This window comes from Pseudoduganella ginsengisoli, assembly GCF_009720865.1.
GTDB lineage: Bacteria > Pseudomonadota > Gammaproteobacteria > Burkholderiales > Burkholderiaceae_D > Rugamonas > Rugamonas ginsengisoli.
Map to the genome: position 1 here is coordinate 33,315 of NZ_WNLA01000014.1, position 14,804 is coordinate 48,118.

General features: G+C 60.2%; 14 protein-coding genes. 6 read left to right on the forward strand and 8 right to left on the reverse strand.

Features of this window, described 5'->3' with window-relative positions:
* Positions 1–81 precede the first annotated feature (81 nt).
* Positions 82–588 carry an MgtC/SapB family protein gene (locus tag GM668_RS19160; protein ID WP_155440565.1) on the forward strand — a complete coding sequence of 169 codons (507 nt, stop codon included), beginning with the start codon at positions 82–84 and terminating at the stop codon, positions 586–588.
* Between the two features lie 242 nt (positions 589–830).
* Positions 831–1,871, forward strand: a complete 1,041-nt coding sequence (locus GM668_RS19165) for a M35 family metalloendopeptidase (RefSeq protein WP_155440566.1) — start codon at positions 831–833, stop codon at positions 1,869–1,871.
* A gap of 128 nt (positions 1,872–1,999) precedes the next feature.
* Here GM668_RS19165 and GM668_RS19170 read toward each other — a convergent pair whose 3' ends face one another.
* Complete coding sequence (locus tag GM668_RS19170) at positions 2,000–2,434, reverse strand: hypothetical protein (RefSeq protein WP_155440567.1); 435 nt, start codon at positions 2,432–2,434, stop codon at positions 2,000–2,002.
* A 173-nt stretch (positions 2,435–2,607) separates the two neighbouring features.
* Positions 2,608–3,759, reverse strand: coding sequence for a tyrosine-type recombinase/integrase (locus tag GM668_RS19175; RefSeq protein ID WP_155440568.1), 1,152 nt, complete (start codon positions 3,757–3,759; stop codon positions 2,608–2,610).
* A 108-nt stretch (positions 3,760–3,867) separates the two neighbouring features.
* On the opposite strand from GM668_RS19175, the gene GM668_RS19180 reads away from it, so the two are divergent.
* The 3 genes from GM668_RS19180 to GM668_RS19190 all read left to right on the forward strand — a co-directional run bounded on the left by GM668_RS19180 (position 3,868) and on the right by GM668_RS19190 (position 7,484).
* Complete coding sequence (locus GM668_RS19180; RefSeq protein ID WP_155440569.1) at positions 3,868–4,134, forward strand: hypothetical protein; 267 nt, start codon at positions 3,868–3,870, stop codon at positions 4,132–4,134.
* A 98-nt stretch (positions 4,135–4,232) separates the two neighbouring features.
* Positions 4,233–5,957 (forward strand): molecular chaperone HscC, encoded by a 1,725-nt coding sequence (locus tag GM668_RS19185; RefSeq protein WP_155440570.1) that lies wholly within the window; start codon positions 4,233–4,235, stop codon positions 5,955–5,957.
* A gap of 6 nt (positions 5,958–5,963) precedes the next feature.
* Complete coding sequence (locus tag GM668_RS19190; RefSeq protein WP_155440571.1) at positions 5,964–7,484, forward strand: TonB C-terminal domain-containing protein; 1,521 nt, start codon at positions 5,964–5,966, stop codon at positions 7,482–7,484.
* A gap of 1 nt (position 7,485) precedes the next feature.
* Here the strand turns inward: GM668_RS19190 and GM668_RS19195 are convergent, their stop codons facing one another.
* Genes GM668_RS19195 through GM668_RS19205 form a run of 3 tightly spaced genes read right to left on the reverse strand, consistent with a single transcriptional unit; the run spans position 7,486 to position 10,103 of the window.
* Positions 7,486–7,761, reverse strand: a complete 276-nt coding sequence (locus tag GM668_RS19195; RefSeq protein ID WP_155440572.1) for a KTSC domain-containing protein — start codon at positions 7,759–7,761, stop codon at positions 7,486–7,488.
* Between the two features lie 48 nt (positions 7,762–7,809).
* A complete protein-coding gene (locus GM668_RS19200) occupies positions 7,810–9,564 on the reverse strand; it encodes a TRAP transporter large permease (RefSeq protein ID WP_155440573.1) in 1,755 nt (584 codons plus the stop codon).
* The gene (locus GM668_RS19205) at positions 9,561–10,103 is read right to left on the reverse strand and encodes a TRAP transporter small permease subunit (RefSeq protein ID WP_155440574.1); all 543 of its coding nucleotides are present in this window, start codon (positions 10,101–10,103) and stop codon (positions 9,561–9,563) included. Before GM668_RS19205 ends, GM668_RS19200 begins: the two co-directional genes overlap by 4 nt.
* Before the next feature lie 213 nt (positions 10,104–10,316).
* Between GM668_RS19205 and GM668_RS19210 the strand changes: the two genes are divergently transcribed.
* Positions 10,317–10,568, forward strand: coding sequence for a hypothetical protein (locus GM668_RS19210; RefSeq protein ID WP_155440575.1), 252 nt, complete (start codon positions 10,317–10,319; stop codon positions 10,566–10,568).
* A 13-nt stretch (positions 10,569–10,581) separates the two neighbouring features.
* Here the strand turns inward: GM668_RS19210 and GM668_RS19215 are convergent, their stop codons facing one another.
* The 3 genes from GM668_RS19215 to GM668_RS19225 form a co-directional block, all read right to left on the reverse strand.
* A complete protein-coding gene (locus GM668_RS19215) occupies positions 10,582–11,025 on the reverse strand; it encodes a carboxypeptidase regulatory-like domain-containing protein (RefSeq protein ID WP_155440576.1) in 444 nt (147 codons plus the stop codon).
* 79 nt (positions 11,026–11,104) lie between these two features.
* The gene (locus GM668_RS19220; protein ID WP_155440577.1) at positions 11,105–13,411 is read right to left on the reverse strand and encodes an FdhF/YdeP family oxidoreductase; all 2,307 of its coding nucleotides are present in this window, start codon (positions 13,409–13,411) and stop codon (positions 11,105–11,107) included.
* An 89-nt stretch (positions 13,412–13,500) separates the two neighbouring features.
* Positions 13,501–14,703, reverse strand: coding sequence for an NAD(P)/FAD-dependent oxidoreductase (locus tag GM668_RS19225; protein WP_155440578.1), 1,203 nt, complete (start codon positions 14,701–14,703; stop codon positions 13,501–13,503).
* Between the last annotated feature and the right edge of the window lie 101 nt (positions 14,704–14,804).

The following is a 14,804-nucleotide window of genomic DNA, read 5'->3' on the forward strand; positions in this document are numbered from 1 at the left end:
CATCTTACAGTACCCAACGATGCGTCGCCCAACTGGCTGCGCAGCCTACAATCAGCGATCAATCACGCTGGCGGGCACCGTATGTGGCAGCAAATCTGGGTAACGGTACAGAGGGAATTTTCCGACCTGGGAGCCATCCAGGATATTACGCAAGTCGTTATCCGGCTGCTTGTCGCAGTGGCGCTGGGCGCGATGCTGGGCTATGAGCGGGAATCGGTCGGCGCCTCCGCCGGCTTGCGCACCCACATGCTCGTGTCGCTGGGCTCGGCATTATTTGTCCTGATCCCGCTACAGGCCGGGATGGCGGTGGCGGACATGTCCCGCGTCTTGCAGGGCGTCATCTCCGGGATTGGTTTCATCGGCGCGGGCGCCATCCTCAAGCTGCGGGATGAAAACCAGATTACCGGCCTGACAACGGCAGCGGGTGTCTGGCTGACTTCGGCAGTGGGCATCGCAGCCGGCATGGGGCGCGAGGCGACAGCAGTATTGAGCGCAGTATTTGCCCTGTTGATACTTTCCTTCCTACATCACGGTGTCGAGAAGAAACATCAACGTCCCCCTCCTCACTCCGGCAACCCCAACGATTGATTGTTTAAACCCTCGTAAAAACAGTGGTTTAGCGCGTCTCATTCTTAACAAACATCAGCTCGGTGTTCAATATCAAACACGTGTGTTGCTTAAAAGCCTAAGCCAAACGGTATAGACATGTTGTCAAGCTAACTTTTGCAATTTTCTATTGAAAAATTGCCCGGCCTCATGTGACGATAGGTTCATGGATGGGCTCACAAAGCCCTGACCATCCATAAAAAACCTAACGAACGGAGATAAACATGAGCTGGAATCACGTGGTGAAGTTTGGCGGTTCAGTTGTTGCAGCAGCATTGTGCTTCGGTGCCCAGGCAGCCGGTAACGGCATCGTGACCAAGGTCAGCATAGACAAACAAACGCTGGGCGCCAGCGATGACGTGGTCGTAAAAGTCACGATGACGAACACCACGTCGCAGCCGCAGCAAATCCTCAAATGGGATACTCCGTTCGGCGACATCGAACATTCGCTGTTTGACGTCACGCGCGATGGCGTGCCGGTCCCGTATGAAGGCATGATCGCCAAACGCCCGGCCCCGGCTGCCAGCGATTACTTCACGATCCAGCCCGGCAAATCGCACACGGTGCAAATCGAGCTGTCCTCCATGTACAACATGAGTGTGACGGGCGAATACAAAATTCGCTACAAAGCCAAAGGCAGCAACAAGAATAAGCAAGCCGAAGACCTGACGTCCGACGCCGTGACGGTATATATCGAAGGCGCGCTGCGCCGCGGCGTGATGCCGGAAGCGCAGCCTGTGCAATCGCTGGCCGGCGGCAGCCTGTCGTACAGCAAATGCAGTGCGTCGCAGCAAAGCACGATCTCGTCGGCCGTGGCTGCAGGTACCGCCATGGCCAGCGATGGCGATGCCTACCTGGCGGCAGGCAAAGCAGGTACCCGGTATACCAAATGGTTCGGCGCTTATACGTCGGCACGCTACAACACGGCGAAATCGCATTTTGCCGCCATCAAGGATGCGTTCCAAAACAAGCCGATCACCGTGGATTGCTCGTGCAATAAGACTTACTACGCGTATGTCTACCCTACCCAGCCTTACAAGATTTATGTGTGCAAAGCATTCTGGAGCGCGCCAATGACGGGCACCGACTCCAAAGGCGGCACGCTGGTGCATGAAATGAGCCACTTCAACGTGGTTGCCGGTACCGATGACCATGTGTATGGCCAGAGCGGCGCGGCGCAACTGGCCATTACGGATCCAGACACGGCGCTGGATAACGCGGATTCGCACGAATACTTTGGCGAAAACACGCCGGCTGGCAACTAAGGATAGTTTTTTTGCGGATCCCGACGGGGGCGCGGGATCCGTCTCTCCCTGTGTAGTCGCCCCACGAAATGACGGGCCTTCCCCCCTGCTCGCCCCATCCCAGCTTGCAGGGGTCTTTTTGCTCCGCGTTAACGCCCCGCCATCGGTCCGCTATCGGCGCGGTATGTAAAACTGACGGGCGCAACCGACAAGCGCACGGTTCCCTCCAATCTTCCTAAATCAGGCACGGCAAATCCGGCATAAGTCAGCTGGTACGTGTTTTGGCCCGGCTTGAACGCATAGCTGTCGGTAATATCGAGCGTATTGGTATGGCGCATGCCTGGTTGTACCGTGAAGTAATCCTCAGCAGTCAGCGCGCCCCGCTTGACCATCGGCCCCTGGTATTCCAACAGTTTTCCCGTCGCCGTATCGCGGATTTCAAATAAACGGCCGAATAATTCCTTATCCGTTGCAATGGCATTGGGTACAGACATTGGATGGCCATTGGGATTGTCGAGCACGACGGTGACCAGCACACGTCCGCCGCTGGCATTGACCGTCAATGTTTCACTGAAAGACCTCATTAGTTTGCCCCCGGCTTGTGCAGCCAGAGGCGCGGCAAGCAACAGCGCCGCACACGTGGCAGGTTGAAGCAATGTCATGGTGTCCCCCTTCCGGTGACTCCGGATCCAGCCTTTGTTCAACTATAGGCCAAGCGGCCGCAGTTGCGTAGTTCTTCCCAATATCTTCCCAATAATTAGCCAGGATGGCCGCCGTTTACGGATGCCATGATTTCATCGTGGCGTTCCACATCAGACTTATGGAGATAGGCTGCAGTGGTGACGATGCTGGCGTGCCCCGCCGTATCTTGCAGGGTTTTCAGCTGCACACCATTGTTTGCATGGTTGGTCAGCATGCTGTGCCGCAGCCAGTGCGCGGACGCTTGCCGCAACGCTGCCGCACTGTCTGTATCGCCCAGCACATCGGCAGCCAAGGCGGCATCGGCAAAGACGGCTTTCAGGGCGTCCGCCGCCGCTTCATCCGTTACGCGCTGCAATGCCGTCCCCCTGCTGGACAACACCAGCGGCGTACGGTCGGCGCGCGACGTTTGCGGCGGCAAGCCATACGCAGCGCGGTAGCGCCGGAAGGCATCCAGCATGTCGGGGGGAACCGGCAAACGGCGTGCCTTGTTGCCTTTACCAATCACGTCCAGCCACCAGCGGCCATTGCCTTCCGTGTACAGCGCCCCCATGTCCGCGCCAACCACTTCAGACAAGCGCGCACCCGTATGGGCATAAGCCAGCAGCAGGAAGCGGTCGCGCTCCCTCCGGCGCAACGCAGCCTGGCTCAACGCTTCACGCTGGTCCACTGCTTTCAACGCCAGCAAGATGGCGTCCGGCGTCAGGTAGCGCGTAATGCGGGCTGCACTGGCCACCCGCACGTGGTGCACCAGCGCGCCGGGATTACGGTCCAGGTACCCGGTCTGTTCTGCAAAACGAAGCAAGCCTTTGACGGCAATGACGGCCTGGCGGCGGCTGGCATCGGACAATGGCCCGGAAAATGGCCGGTAGCGCACATCTGTCCGGGGCCATTTGGTGGCGGACACCCAATCCGGTGGCGGCGCCCGCAGGAATTCCTTGTAAAGATTAAGGTCCGCCACCGTCAACTCGCGCAGGGTTTTACGGGCTTCTTCACGGCACCACGTTAAAAAACGGAACAATTCCTTTTGCGTATTCGCTCGCGACGCAGGGCTCAGTTCGCCGTGGCCAATATATTCACGCGCCAGTTCGCTGTCGCTTTGCGCAGTCGTCAAACGTCCGGCATCGACGCCCGCATTGGGCACCCATGCCGCCGGCAGCGCCGTGACGGGCGCCGGTTCCAGATCAATCAGGGCGAATTTACTGGTCATTTATCCAGTATAACATACAGTGGTTTATACAGTGCCTGGAATTTAACGTGACGCGTCACTTTATTTAAGGGTATTATCGTTACGCGTCACAAATAATAGGGAGACTGCATGAGCGAAGTGGAAAAACGGGGACGGGGACGCCCGCCAAAAGACGATGCACTGACGCCGGCGGAGCGCGCCAAGCGCTACCGCGACAATAAACGGGCGGAAAAACTCGCCATGGCATTGAGCCGCGACCTGGACGACCATGCACCGGATTCGCCCCACCGCTTATTTGTCGAGCTGGATAAGGCGCTGGCGCGCGTGGTGGAACTGGAAGAACAGCTGGAACACGCGCACGAGCAAATTGCCCAATTAAAAGCGCAATTAAAGTGACGCGTCACGTGAATATGCGGCAACACTAATGTTGCGTATTTGGTAATCCAGCCGCCGATATCGGTTAAGATTTAAAGCTGCAACTTAAAGGACTCACAATGATCGTCGGCATAGACCTGGGCACCACGAATAGTTTGATTGCGGTATGGGAAAACGGACAGGCGCGCCTGATTCCCAACAGCCTGGGCGAAGTGCTGACACCCTCTTGCGTCAGCGTCGATGAAGACGGCGCCATCCTCGTGGGACGCGCTGCCCGCGAAAGGCTGCAAACGCATCCGGCGGTCAGTGCCGCCACCTTCAAGCGCCACATGGGCAGCGATAAAATCACGCACCTGGGCAAGCGTGCATTCCGGCCGGAGGAATTGTCCGCACTGATCCTGCGTTCGCTGAAGGATGATGCGGAAGCCGCGCTGGGCCGGCCGGTAACGGAAGCCATTATTACCGTTCCCGCATATTTTTCCGACGCGCAGCGCAAAGCGACCCGGGCAGCGGGCCAGCTGGCCGGCTTGAAAGTCGAGCGCTTGCTGAACGAGCCGACCGCCGCCGCGCTGGCCTATGGCATCCATTTGCGCGATACGGAAAGCAAATTCCTCGTGTTCGACCTCGGTGGCGGTACCTTTGACGTATCGGTACTGGATTTGTTCGACAACGTGATGGAAGTACGGGCGTCGGCCGGCGACAACTTCCTTGGCGGCGAAGATTTCGTGGGCGCCCTCGTGGAACGCTTCTTCGAACAAAACAAGATCCCTACCCCGCTGAAAAACGACGCGATTTTCATGCAGCGCCTGTATGCGCAAGCCGAACTTGCCAAGCGCGCGTTGTCCAGCGCGCCGCGGGCGGACATCCGCGTGCGCGAAGGCGCGGCGGAATATGCGATGGAACTCAATGAAGCCACGCTGGAAAAAGCGTGCGCACCGCTGCTGGCGCGTTTGCGCGATCCGGTGGAACGGGCGCTGCGCGACGCCAATATTCCGGTGGCGGAACTCGATAACATCGTGCTGGCCGGCGGCGCCACCCGCATGCCGGCCGTGCGCCGCATGGTGGCGCGCATGTTTGGCCGCTTCCCGTCCTGCGAAATCAATCCCGACGAAGTGGTGGCGCTGGGCGCCGCCGTACAGGCGGGCTTGAAAATGAATGACAAGGCGCTCGATGAAGTGGTGATGACGGACGTGGCGCCGTATTCGCTGGGTGTGTCCACGTCGATGCAGCTGGATGTCAACAATTTCTCGTCAGGCCACTTTGACCCGATTATCGAACGCAATACCGTGGTGCCCGTCAGCCGGGTGAAACGCTATTTCCCGATCCAGGATAATCAGCGCACGCTGCAAATCGATGTGTACCAGGGCGAGGCGCGCATGGCGTGGGACAACATCAAGCTGGGCGAATTGAAAGTCGACCTGCCCGGCGGCAAGCGTGACGACAACGGCGTCGACGTGCGGTTCACCTATGACGTCAACGGCTTGCTGCAAGTGGAACTGACCCTGCTGTCGTCCGGCGATACCCACACGCTGCTGATTGAAGGCAATCCGGGATTGCTGACGGAACAGCAAATCAACGAACGCTTTGCCGCGCTGTCTGCACTGAAAATCCACCCGCGCGACCAGATGGAAAACCGGACCTTGCTGGCGCGAGGCGAACGGCTGTACCAGCAATTGCGCGGCGATGCGCGCGAACATTTGAGCCGCCAGATCGTACGCTTTGAACAGGCGCTGGAAACCCAGGACCAGAAAGTCATTGCACCGGCTGTCAAGGGCCTGTCTGAATTGCTTGATTATGTCGAACACGAGAATTTCACCAACCCTGTGCCGTTTGGCGACGACTAATTGGCGATGAGCGGCGCCGACGCACTGCCATGGTTCTTGCAGCGGCTGGCGCTGGATGGCTCGGCAGACCAGCGCGCGATCCGGCGCGCCTATGCGCGGGAAGTCAAACGCATCGACCAGGGCGCGGATGCGGAAGGATTCCAGCAACTGCGCGAAGCATATGAAACAGCGCTGCGCTGGGAACAATACCAGCGCTATTACGCCCGGGCGGAAGCCGAAGCGGATGCCGCGCCTGGCGCACCACTGCCGGCAATGCCCGCAGCGGACGCGCCCGAGACGCCGGAGCGGGCTCCGGCGGCAGCACAGGAACATGTCCGCCCATCGCCGGACAGCCCGCCCCTATTGGACCTCGATCCGCTGCAAATCGATCCCCAGCAGCTCAGCGCCGACGTATTTGAAGCCTTTATGGCAGGCTGCTCCGGCCTGGCGCAGGGACGCACGCTGCATGACTCGGCTGCATGGGAACAGCACTTGCGTACCTGCCTGCATGATGACCGCCTGGTGAACCTGGCCGCGCGGGGCATTTTTGAAGCCCGTATCGTGCACTTGCTGGCGTCAGGCTGGCGCAATGGCCATGAAACCTTGCTGGAAGCGGCAGCCGACGTGTTTGAATGGCGCCGCGACCGGCACCGCTTGCGCCAGTTCGGCCACGCGGGCGCGATTGTCGACCGGGCAATCGATGAGCGCAGCATGTTCGACAACCAGGACCGCGACCAGAAAACCGCGCAGCGGCAAGTCATTGCGCGCTTGCGCGAGTCAGACGTGCCCGAATCGGGCCAGCTGCGTGCCGATATGCCGCACGTGGAACAAATGGCCATGCGTTTCCCCACGTGGCTGGAACTCGTGGCCAGCATGGACAATGTGGAGCTATGGCGGACTGCTTATGCTGCGCTGCCCGACGAATTAAAGCAGCCGGTCGCGGCTGCCGAAGAAGCGCCGCCGCCGGCCGCTGCAAAACCTGGAAAAATCGGCTGGGTTTCGGCAGGCAGCACCGTGTTCTGGCTATTACTGCTGACAGCCGCCCTGCGTTTTATCCATCACGCGGTGGATCTGCCCGGGACACACGGCACGCCAGCTGTTGCCACAAACAAGCCCGGTGCGGGCCAGGCGCTGACTGGTCCCCGTACGGAACAGCAACGGAAAATTGAACAACAGTTGCGGGCAGCCGGCGCGGCGCAAGTGGAAAAATACTCGCCGCCCAGCGCTGAGCGCCTGGAAGAAATCCGCAGCCGTATCCGCTACCGCGTTACGCAAATGGAAACGCCGGGACAATATACGGTGAAATTCAAGGTCCAGCTGGATAAGCAGGGCCGGATTGAACACGTGGTGCTGCACAAGGCGTCCGGGTTGCCGTTATACGATGCCACGGTGGAAAAGGCTATCCGCAACACGCCGCCCTTCCCAACGGGAACGTCGCCACAGTTCGTGCTGTCGTATGGCCTGGAAATTATTTCGCGGCCGGCGGGACCCGCACATGAACCGGCAAACAGCGGGGAAACCGGCGCGCCGCCAACCCCGCCCCAGTAACTCAGGCGGGCTCGTCCGGGGCGCGGAATAAGTCTTCCAGCGCCTTGCGGTCGCTCTCCTTGCGTACGCGGCTGGCCTTGCCCGTATATTCTTCTTCGATATTGTCGCGGTAATAGCTCCACGCGGAGCCGGACGTGGACAGCTTGCGCCACACTTCGGCGCCGACACCGGAATAATCGATGGCCGTGCCATCGTCGAATTCCACCCGCAGCTGGCGCTCGCGCGCATCGTAGCCGATCGCGCGCAGCTTGCCTGCGTTAACGCGCTTCATTTCCATTACACGCCTCCGAAAAAAAAGCGCCACCGGCAAAGGTGGCGCACAGGGTTATTTCTTTTCAGGTTCCGCAGGTTTTTCACCGGCAGGCTTGTCTTCCGGCGTGCCAAAGTCCAGTTGCGGCGGTTCGTCGTTTTGCTCCGGCTGCGTCCACTGTTCGTTGCCCATGCTTTCCTGGTCAATGATCAGCCCGGCCGGTGCGGTTTCCGCGCCAGCCACGCCTTTATCGAGGAAGGCTGTCACCGTGGCGGGGAAGATCGCCACCAGCAGCACCATCACCAGCTGCAAGCCAACCCACGGCAATGCGCCCCAGTAAATGTCGGACGATTTGACTTCTTTCGGCGCTACGCCGCGCAGGTAAAACAGGGCAAAGCCAAACGGCGGGTGCATGAATGACGTTTGCATATTCACGCACAGCATCACGCCAAACCACACCAGCGCGGCCGAGGCGGCGGCTTCCGGCGTCCCCATCGACGCCAGCAGTACCGGCGTCAGCACTTTTTGCGCGACCGGCGCCAGCATCGGCACGACAATGAAGGCGATTTCAAAGAAGTCCAGGAAGAATGCCAGGAAGAACACAAACAGGTTTACCACCAGCAGGAAGCCGATCCAGCCGCCCGGAATACCTGTAAACAAATGCTCCACCCAGCGGCCGCCATCGACGCCCTGGAACACGACGGAGAAGCAGGTAGAACCGATCAGGATGAACACCACCATGGCGGTCAGCCGCATCGTGCCCTGGTAACTCAGGACGATCAAGTCGCGCAATTCCCTGATACGGGCAGCACGCACGACCAGGTAAGCCACGGCGGCGAACAGGACGGCAAGTATGGCTTGCAGCGCCAGTTTGATGGGCGCGGCAAGGTTTTCACCTTCCTTGTCGAAGACCAGGTGCAGCGCCAGGGCCGCCAACATGGACGTCATGCCGACGCGGAACACCAGCTTGTCGCGGCTGGAAAACGCCGGATCACGGATCACGGCCAGGATCACAGCGCCCAGCGCCCCCATGGCGCCCGACTCCGTCGGCGTGGCAATACCGGCCATCATGGTACCCAGCACCATAAAGATCAGCACGGCCGCCGGTACGATTCCGCGCAGGCACTGCTTCCACAGCGGCCAGCCGGACAGCGTATTTTCATCGCGCGGCGCGGCGGGCAGCCAGTCCGGCTTCAGGCGCGACAAGATGAACGTATACAGCGCAAACAGGGCAATCTGCACAATCGACGGCCCCCAGGCGCCCAAATACATGCTGCCCACGTCGGCACTGGCCGTCTGGGTTTTCAGCTGGTCCGCCAGCACCACCAATACCAGCGAAGGCGGCACCAGCTGCGTAATCGTGCCGGACGCGGCCAGCACGCCCGTTGCATAGCGCATGTGGTAGCCATAGCGCATCATGACGGGCAGCGAAATCATGGCCATCGCAATCACTTGCGCGGCTACGGTGCCGGTAATGGCGCCCAGAATAAAGCCGACAATGATGACGGAATAGCCCAGGCCGCCGCGCATTTTGCCGAACAGCTGGCCCATCGAGTCCAGCATGTCTTCCGCCAGCCGGCATTTTTCCAGGATGGCGCCCATGAACGTAAAGAATGGGATCGCCAGCAACAAGTCATTGGCCAGCACACTGCCAAAAATACGCTGCGGCACGGCCTGCATAAAGGCGACATTGAAGTAACCCATCTCGATCGATATGGCGCCAAACGCCAGGCCCACCGCCAGCAGCGAAAACGCCACCGGGAACCCCACCAGCATGAACACCACCAGGCCGCCAAACATCAGCGGCGGCATCATCTCCAAAGGAATCATTGCACCGGCCTTTCGTATTTATTATCGAGATGCGTCTTGCCGGCCAGTGCGGCGATACGTTTGATCAATTCAGATACGCCCTGTACCGTCAGCAAGGCAAAGCCGATCGGCACGATGATTTTGATGGGGTAACGGGGCAAGCCGCCGGAATTGCTGGATTGTTCCAGCACGTCCCACGAAGGCATGAACAGCGACGTCCACGACAGCCACGCAAATAAAATGCAGGCCGGGAACAGGAAAAAAATAATGCCAAATACGTCGATCCACAGTTGCGCACGTTCCGAAACGTGGCCGTAGACCAGATCCACGCGCACGTGTTCATTGCGCTGGAACGTATAAGATGCCCCCAGCATGACGGCCGCGCCAAACAGATACCACTGCATTTCCAGCAGGGAATTGGAGCTCCAGTCGAAGCCATAGCGGATCAGTGCATTACTGGCACTGATGACACAGGATAAAAGTATCATCACGTTGGCCAGCTGGCCGCAGCGGTACCCGATCTTGTCGAGAACGGATGACAGCCGTAATAAGCCCTGCATAGTTGTCTCCCCAAACAGCGCATACATACATATGGCCATTCGTTATTGATGTAAAAGAATAGTTGTCAGGATACTAGCTGATACCGCGCAGGTTGAACAGCTATCAGCATGCCTTTTACGTGATGCGTCACGCAAATTTGTGCGCACAGGCAAAGTAGCGCCCCCATGCTATCCCCTCCTCCACAATGGAATCAATATGAAAGGAGGCGCGAGATGCGTGGAGAACGACCAAAAGATGGCGATGTGGTGCGGCCGATCGGCTGGCGCCAGAAAATGATGGTGGTGGGGCCGGAAGTGGCGGCGCCCGGCGTGGAAGATGGCGTGCGGTGCCGCTGGCGCGACCATGACGGGGCGCACGAGCAAGTGTTCAGCGCGGGCCAGCTGGAAATCGTCAAGACCCGCGCCGAATTCAAATCCCGCCCGCGCCGCACGATATTCCTGCGGCGCTGGCTGGTACGAAGTTAGGGGGCGTTACCGATCAGCGGCCCATCGATGTCGGTGGTTCTGTATCCCAGTAAAATGCGGCAGACCGGCTGCCGCCGTTGCCGACGGTAATCGTGCGCAGCTGTTGCCGGCCATCCACGTTGGCCGTGACACGATAGCGTCCCGGCGGCAATTGCGCATACAGCAGCGGACCGGCATCGTTCGCCTGCAGCCGCACATTGCCCCGCATGTCGCGCACCTCGACGTCCGCACCGGAACGGTATTCACCGGTTCCTTTATCGGCAAACGTCAGTTTCACGTTGTATTGGGGACTCACCTCCTGCATGGCCTGGCGCTCTTCGCTGCCGACGCCGCCCGTGACGTAATTCACGCCATTGGACGACTGTTGCGCAATTTCTTGAGCGGAAACTGCCGTGCAGAAAGCGCTGCAAGCCAGCGCTGCCGCCGCCAGCGCGCTGAACGGTTTCATCTGGTTCATGATCTCTGCTCCCATCCGTGATGATGCGGGCAGTATCGGCTTTCCAGCGTGCGGACGGCGCGAGTATGCCGCCCGGAAATCACGGACGTTCGATCAAGACGGGTACTTCCTTGAACGCAGGCGTATTGGAGCCGCGCGCGGTCAAGCCTGGCGGCGACAAGGGCGTCAATTCCGGGAAATAGCCAAATACGTCATCGCCAACGATCGGGTATTGCACCAGACGGTAGCCTTCCACCTTGCGTTCGATGCCGTCCAGCGAAGCGCCGCGCACATTGACGATGTCGCCATCGTTGAAACCCAGGCGCGCCAGCGTGGCCGCACCAATGAACAACACTTTGCGCGTGTGGTGCACGCCGCGATAGCGGTCCACTTCGCCACGCGGATCGTGATACACGGTCGTGTTGTACTGGCGATGCGCCCGTACGGTAGCCAGGCACAGCACTTTATCGCCATAGACGGCACGGGCCCGGTCCATGATGGTTTCAGCAGGCAGCGCATGCGCAGCAAAATTTGCCTTACTTGTGTCGGTTTTCCAGATCCGCAATGCCGCCGTATTGGGCAAATGGAAGCCGCGGCGCTGGCGGATATTCTTGTTGTAATTCGAAAATCCCGCTACGGCGCCTTCGGCCACCTGTTCGATGTAATTGCGCGTGGTGTCGTAATCGCGGCCCATGGCGCGCCAGTCAATGGTGGAGTCCGGCAAAGTATGGCGCGCCAGTTCCGTCACGATAAACGGTTCCGAACGCAGCTTGCCGCTGGCGGGACGGTTGCGCCCCGTCGATGCGTGCACCATGCTGGCCGTATCTTCCACGCTGACGAATTGCTGGCCATTGTCTTGTTCATCGTGTTCCGTACGGCCCAGGCAAGGCAGCAGCAAGCCGACCTGGCCTGGGTACAAGTGCGTGCGATTGAGTTTCGTGGCAATGTGCACCGTCAGCTTGCAGCGCGACAGCGCTGCCAGCACGCGGGGACTGTCCGGCCCTGCCACCGCGAAGTTGCCGCCCAGTCCTGTGAACGCATGCACTGAGCCGTCAAGCAAGCCGTTGATGGTCCCCACTGCGTCAAGGCCAGGCGCGCTGGGCGGCGTAAAGCCGAATACGCGCTGCAAACCCTGCAGCCATTCCGCTTTTGGCCGGTTGGTCACGCCCACCGTACGGTCGCCCTGCACATTCGAGTGGCCGCGCACTGGCATCACGCCGGCGCCAGGCTTGCCGACATTGCCGCGCAATAGCATCAAATTGACCAGCATCTGGATGGTTTCAATCGCATATTCGTGCTGCGTCAATCCCATGCACCACGTGGCAATGGTGGCGTCCGATGCGACATACGTGCGGGCCGCCGCTTCCATTTGCATGCGGCTCAAGCCGCTGGCGCGTTCAATCGCGCGCCAGTCCTGCGACCTTACCACTGCCGCCATCGCTTCAAAACCTTGCGTGTGCTCAGTAATAAAGCTGCGATCCAATACGGTCCCGCCGGCCGCTTCGTCGGCTGCCAGCACGGCTTTGATGATACCGGTCAGCGCCGCGAGGTCGCCGCCCACACGCACCTGGTAATACTCGTCCGCAATCGGCGTGCTGGCGCCAGTCAGCATTTCCGTGGGCGACTGGGGATCCGTAAATTGCTGCAATCCGCGCTCCAGCAGCGGATTGAACACCACGATACGCGCCCCGCGCTTCTTTGCCTCACGCAAATCGCCCAGCATGCGCGGGTGGTTGGTTGCGGGATTCTGGCCAAAGACAAAGATCGCCTGCGCGTGTTCGAAATCCTCGCGTGTGACAGTCGCCTTGCCTACCCCCAGCGACAGGCGCAGCGCATCGCCGGACGATTCATGGCAATAGTTCGATGAATCCGGCATATTGTTGGTGCCAAAGGCGCGCGCAAACAATTGGTACGGGAACGCGGCTTCATTGCTGCTGCGGCCCGACGCATAAAATACTGCGCGGTTCGGGCTGTCCAGGCTGCGCAGCGCATCGCCCGCCATGGTAAACGCCTGTTCCCAGCCGATTTCCCGGTACGTATCGGAACCCGCATCGTACAGCATCGGCGCCGTCAGGCGGCCGATGGCTTCCAGCTGCCACTCTTCGCGGGTGCGCAATTGCGTCACCGTGTGCTGCGCAAAATATTCCGGCGTGGCGCGCTTTGGCGTCGCTTCGTGGGCGATGGCCCATGCGCCCTGCTCGCAAAAATCCACGGATTTATCGTTGGGCGAATCAGGATACGCACAACCGGGGCAGTCGATTCCCTGCGGCTGGTTCACATGCGGCAGCGTTTTCAGGGCAGGCAGCGCGCCGTTGCCCTGCAAGGCGCTGGCGGCGCCGCGCAGCGAACCAAAGCCGCCGGCCGGCTTGTCGTACGCGTGGATCGGAATGGTTTTCGAAGTGGTCATGACGGCTGGCGCAGTGTCGCAGTTGTCTATAGGAGTGGCGCGCACTTTATCATACGCCATGCCCAACTCAAATCCCGTTTGCCGTCCCGTTATCCCTTGAATGCCTGCTCGGGATCGGCTGCCGCCAATAATTGCGCACGCTGCGGCGCCGGCGGATAGATCCACTGCGTATTGATCTTGATTTTCAAGTCTTTCGCGTCGGCGCCCGCCATGGCCACATCGCGCTGCCAGCCTTGCGTGAAGACCGCACCCCAGCCGCCCAAGTCCAGGCACGTCACGTACACAGGCTGGCGATATAGTTGCGTTGGCAGCCCCAGCAAATCACAGGCGGCGTTGTGGCCCGCATAGCGGCCAGTGACCAAAGCATGCTGGCAAGCCATCAGCGTATGGTGGCCGTCGTCATCCGTGATTGCTGCAGCGGCGTCGCCTGCCGCAAAGATGCCGCCCCCCCCTGGTACGCGCAAATCAGCGTCCACTACCGCCCGGCCCAGCGCATCCGTGGCTGCCGCCACTTGCGCTGCCAAGGCGCTGGCGCGCATTCCGCCAGTCCAGATGACCGTGGCGCTGGCGATGCGTTCGCCGTTGGCCAGCACCACGCCGCCGGCATCGAGCGCAGTCACTGCCTGGCCCAGTAGGCGTTCGATGCCCAGACTGTCCAGCGCCTGTTCAATCACAGGGCGGGGACCGCCTCCCAGGTCAGGCCCGACAGCCGCCTCTTGCTCGACCAGCACGATACGGGGTTGCACGCCCGGCAGCATGGTTTGCAGCCGGCCTGGCAATTCGCAAGCCAGTTCGATCCCGGTAAATCCGGCGCCGGCAATGACGAACGTATTGCGCGACGGCGTATCTGGCCGGGCTGCGAGGGTTTTCAAGTGGGCATCGAGTTCCGCCGCATCAGCAGCCTGGTCGATGCTATAGGCATACTGCTCCAGTCCCGGAATGGCCGGCCGGTGCATGGCGCTGCCTGCCGCCAGCACCAGCCGGTCATAGGCTACAGATTGTATGGCGCCATCGGCGCCTGCCAGCTCCACGTGGCTGTCTTGCCGGTGCACGCGCTGCACCGCGCCCTGGATGTACCGTATGCCTGCTGCCTGCAAATGCGGCGAGATGTCCGTGCTCCATGCAGCCGGGTCGCCTTCGTGCAAGCGGGGCCGCAGCGCCAATTGCGGCTGGGGCGACACCAGCGCGACTTCCACATCCATGACGCTGTGCTGATCCAGTACACGCGCCGCTGCAAGCGCCGCCCACAGCCCGGCAAAACCGCTTCCCACCACCAAAATCGTTCGTGCCATTGCATTCTCCTTGATGTAAGATAAAACTACGACTTATAGAATCGTAGTTAACGATATAGCATTCCTTCGGCTGGTGCAAGCTTGCCAGCAGAGCGTGCACT

Excerpts from the sequence above, each read along its gene's own strand:
- GM668_RS19160 (WP_155440565.1), top strand. The coding sequence starts at position 82 with ATGTGGCAGCAAATCTGGGTAACGGTACAGAGGGAATTTTCCGACCTG.
- GM668_RS19165 (WP_155440566.1), top strand. The coding sequence starts at position 831 with ATGAGCTGGAATCACGTGGTGAAGTTTGGCGGTTCAGTTGTTGCAGCA.
- GM668_RS19170 (WP_155440567.1), bottom strand. The coding sequence starts at position 2,434 with ATGAGGTCTTTCAGTGAAACATTGACGGTCAATGCCAGCGGCGGACGT.
- GM668_RS19175 (WP_155440568.1), bottom strand. The coding sequence starts at position 3,759 with ATGACCAGTAAATTCGCCCTGATTGATCTGGAACCGGCGCCCGTCACG.
- GM668_RS19180 (WP_155440569.1), top strand. The coding sequence starts at position 3,868 with ATGAGCGAAGTGGAAAAACGGGGACGGGGACGCCCGCCAAAAGACGAT.
- GM668_RS19185 (WP_155440570.1), top strand. The coding sequence starts at position 4,233 with ATGATCGTCGGCATAGACCTGGGCACCACGAATAGTTTGATTGCGGTA.
- GM668_RS19190 (WP_155440571.1), top strand. The coding sequence starts at position 5,964 with ATGAGCGGCGCCGACGCACTGCCATGGTTCTTGCAGCGGCTGGCGCTG.
- GM668_RS19195 (WP_155440572.1), bottom strand. The coding sequence starts at position 7,761 with ATGGAAATGAAGCGCGTTAACGCAGGCAAGCTGCGCGCGATCGGCTAC.
- GM668_RS19200 (WP_155440573.1), bottom strand. The coding sequence starts at position 9,564 with ATGATTCCTTTGGAGATGATGCCGCCGCTGATGTTTGGCGGCCTGGTG.
- GM668_RS19205 (WP_155440574.1), bottom strand. The coding sequence starts at position 10,103 with ATGCAGGGCTTATTACGGCTGTCATCCGTTCTCGACAAGATCGGGTAC.
- GM668_RS19210 (WP_155440575.1), top strand. The coding sequence starts at position 10,317 with ATGCGTGGAGAACGACCAAAAGATGGCGATGTGGTGCGGCCGATCGGC.
- GM668_RS19215 (WP_155440576.1), bottom strand. The coding sequence starts at position 11,025 with ATGAACCAGATGAAACCGTTCAGCGCGCTGGCGGCGGCAGCGCTGGCT.
- GM668_RS19220 (WP_155440577.1), bottom strand. The coding sequence starts at position 13,411 with ATGACCACTTCGAAAACCATTCCGATCCACGCGTACGACAAGCCGGCC.
- GM668_RS19225 (WP_155440578.1), bottom strand. The coding sequence starts at position 14,703 with ATGGCACGAACGATTTTGGTGGTGGGAAGCGGTTTTGCCGGGCTGTGG.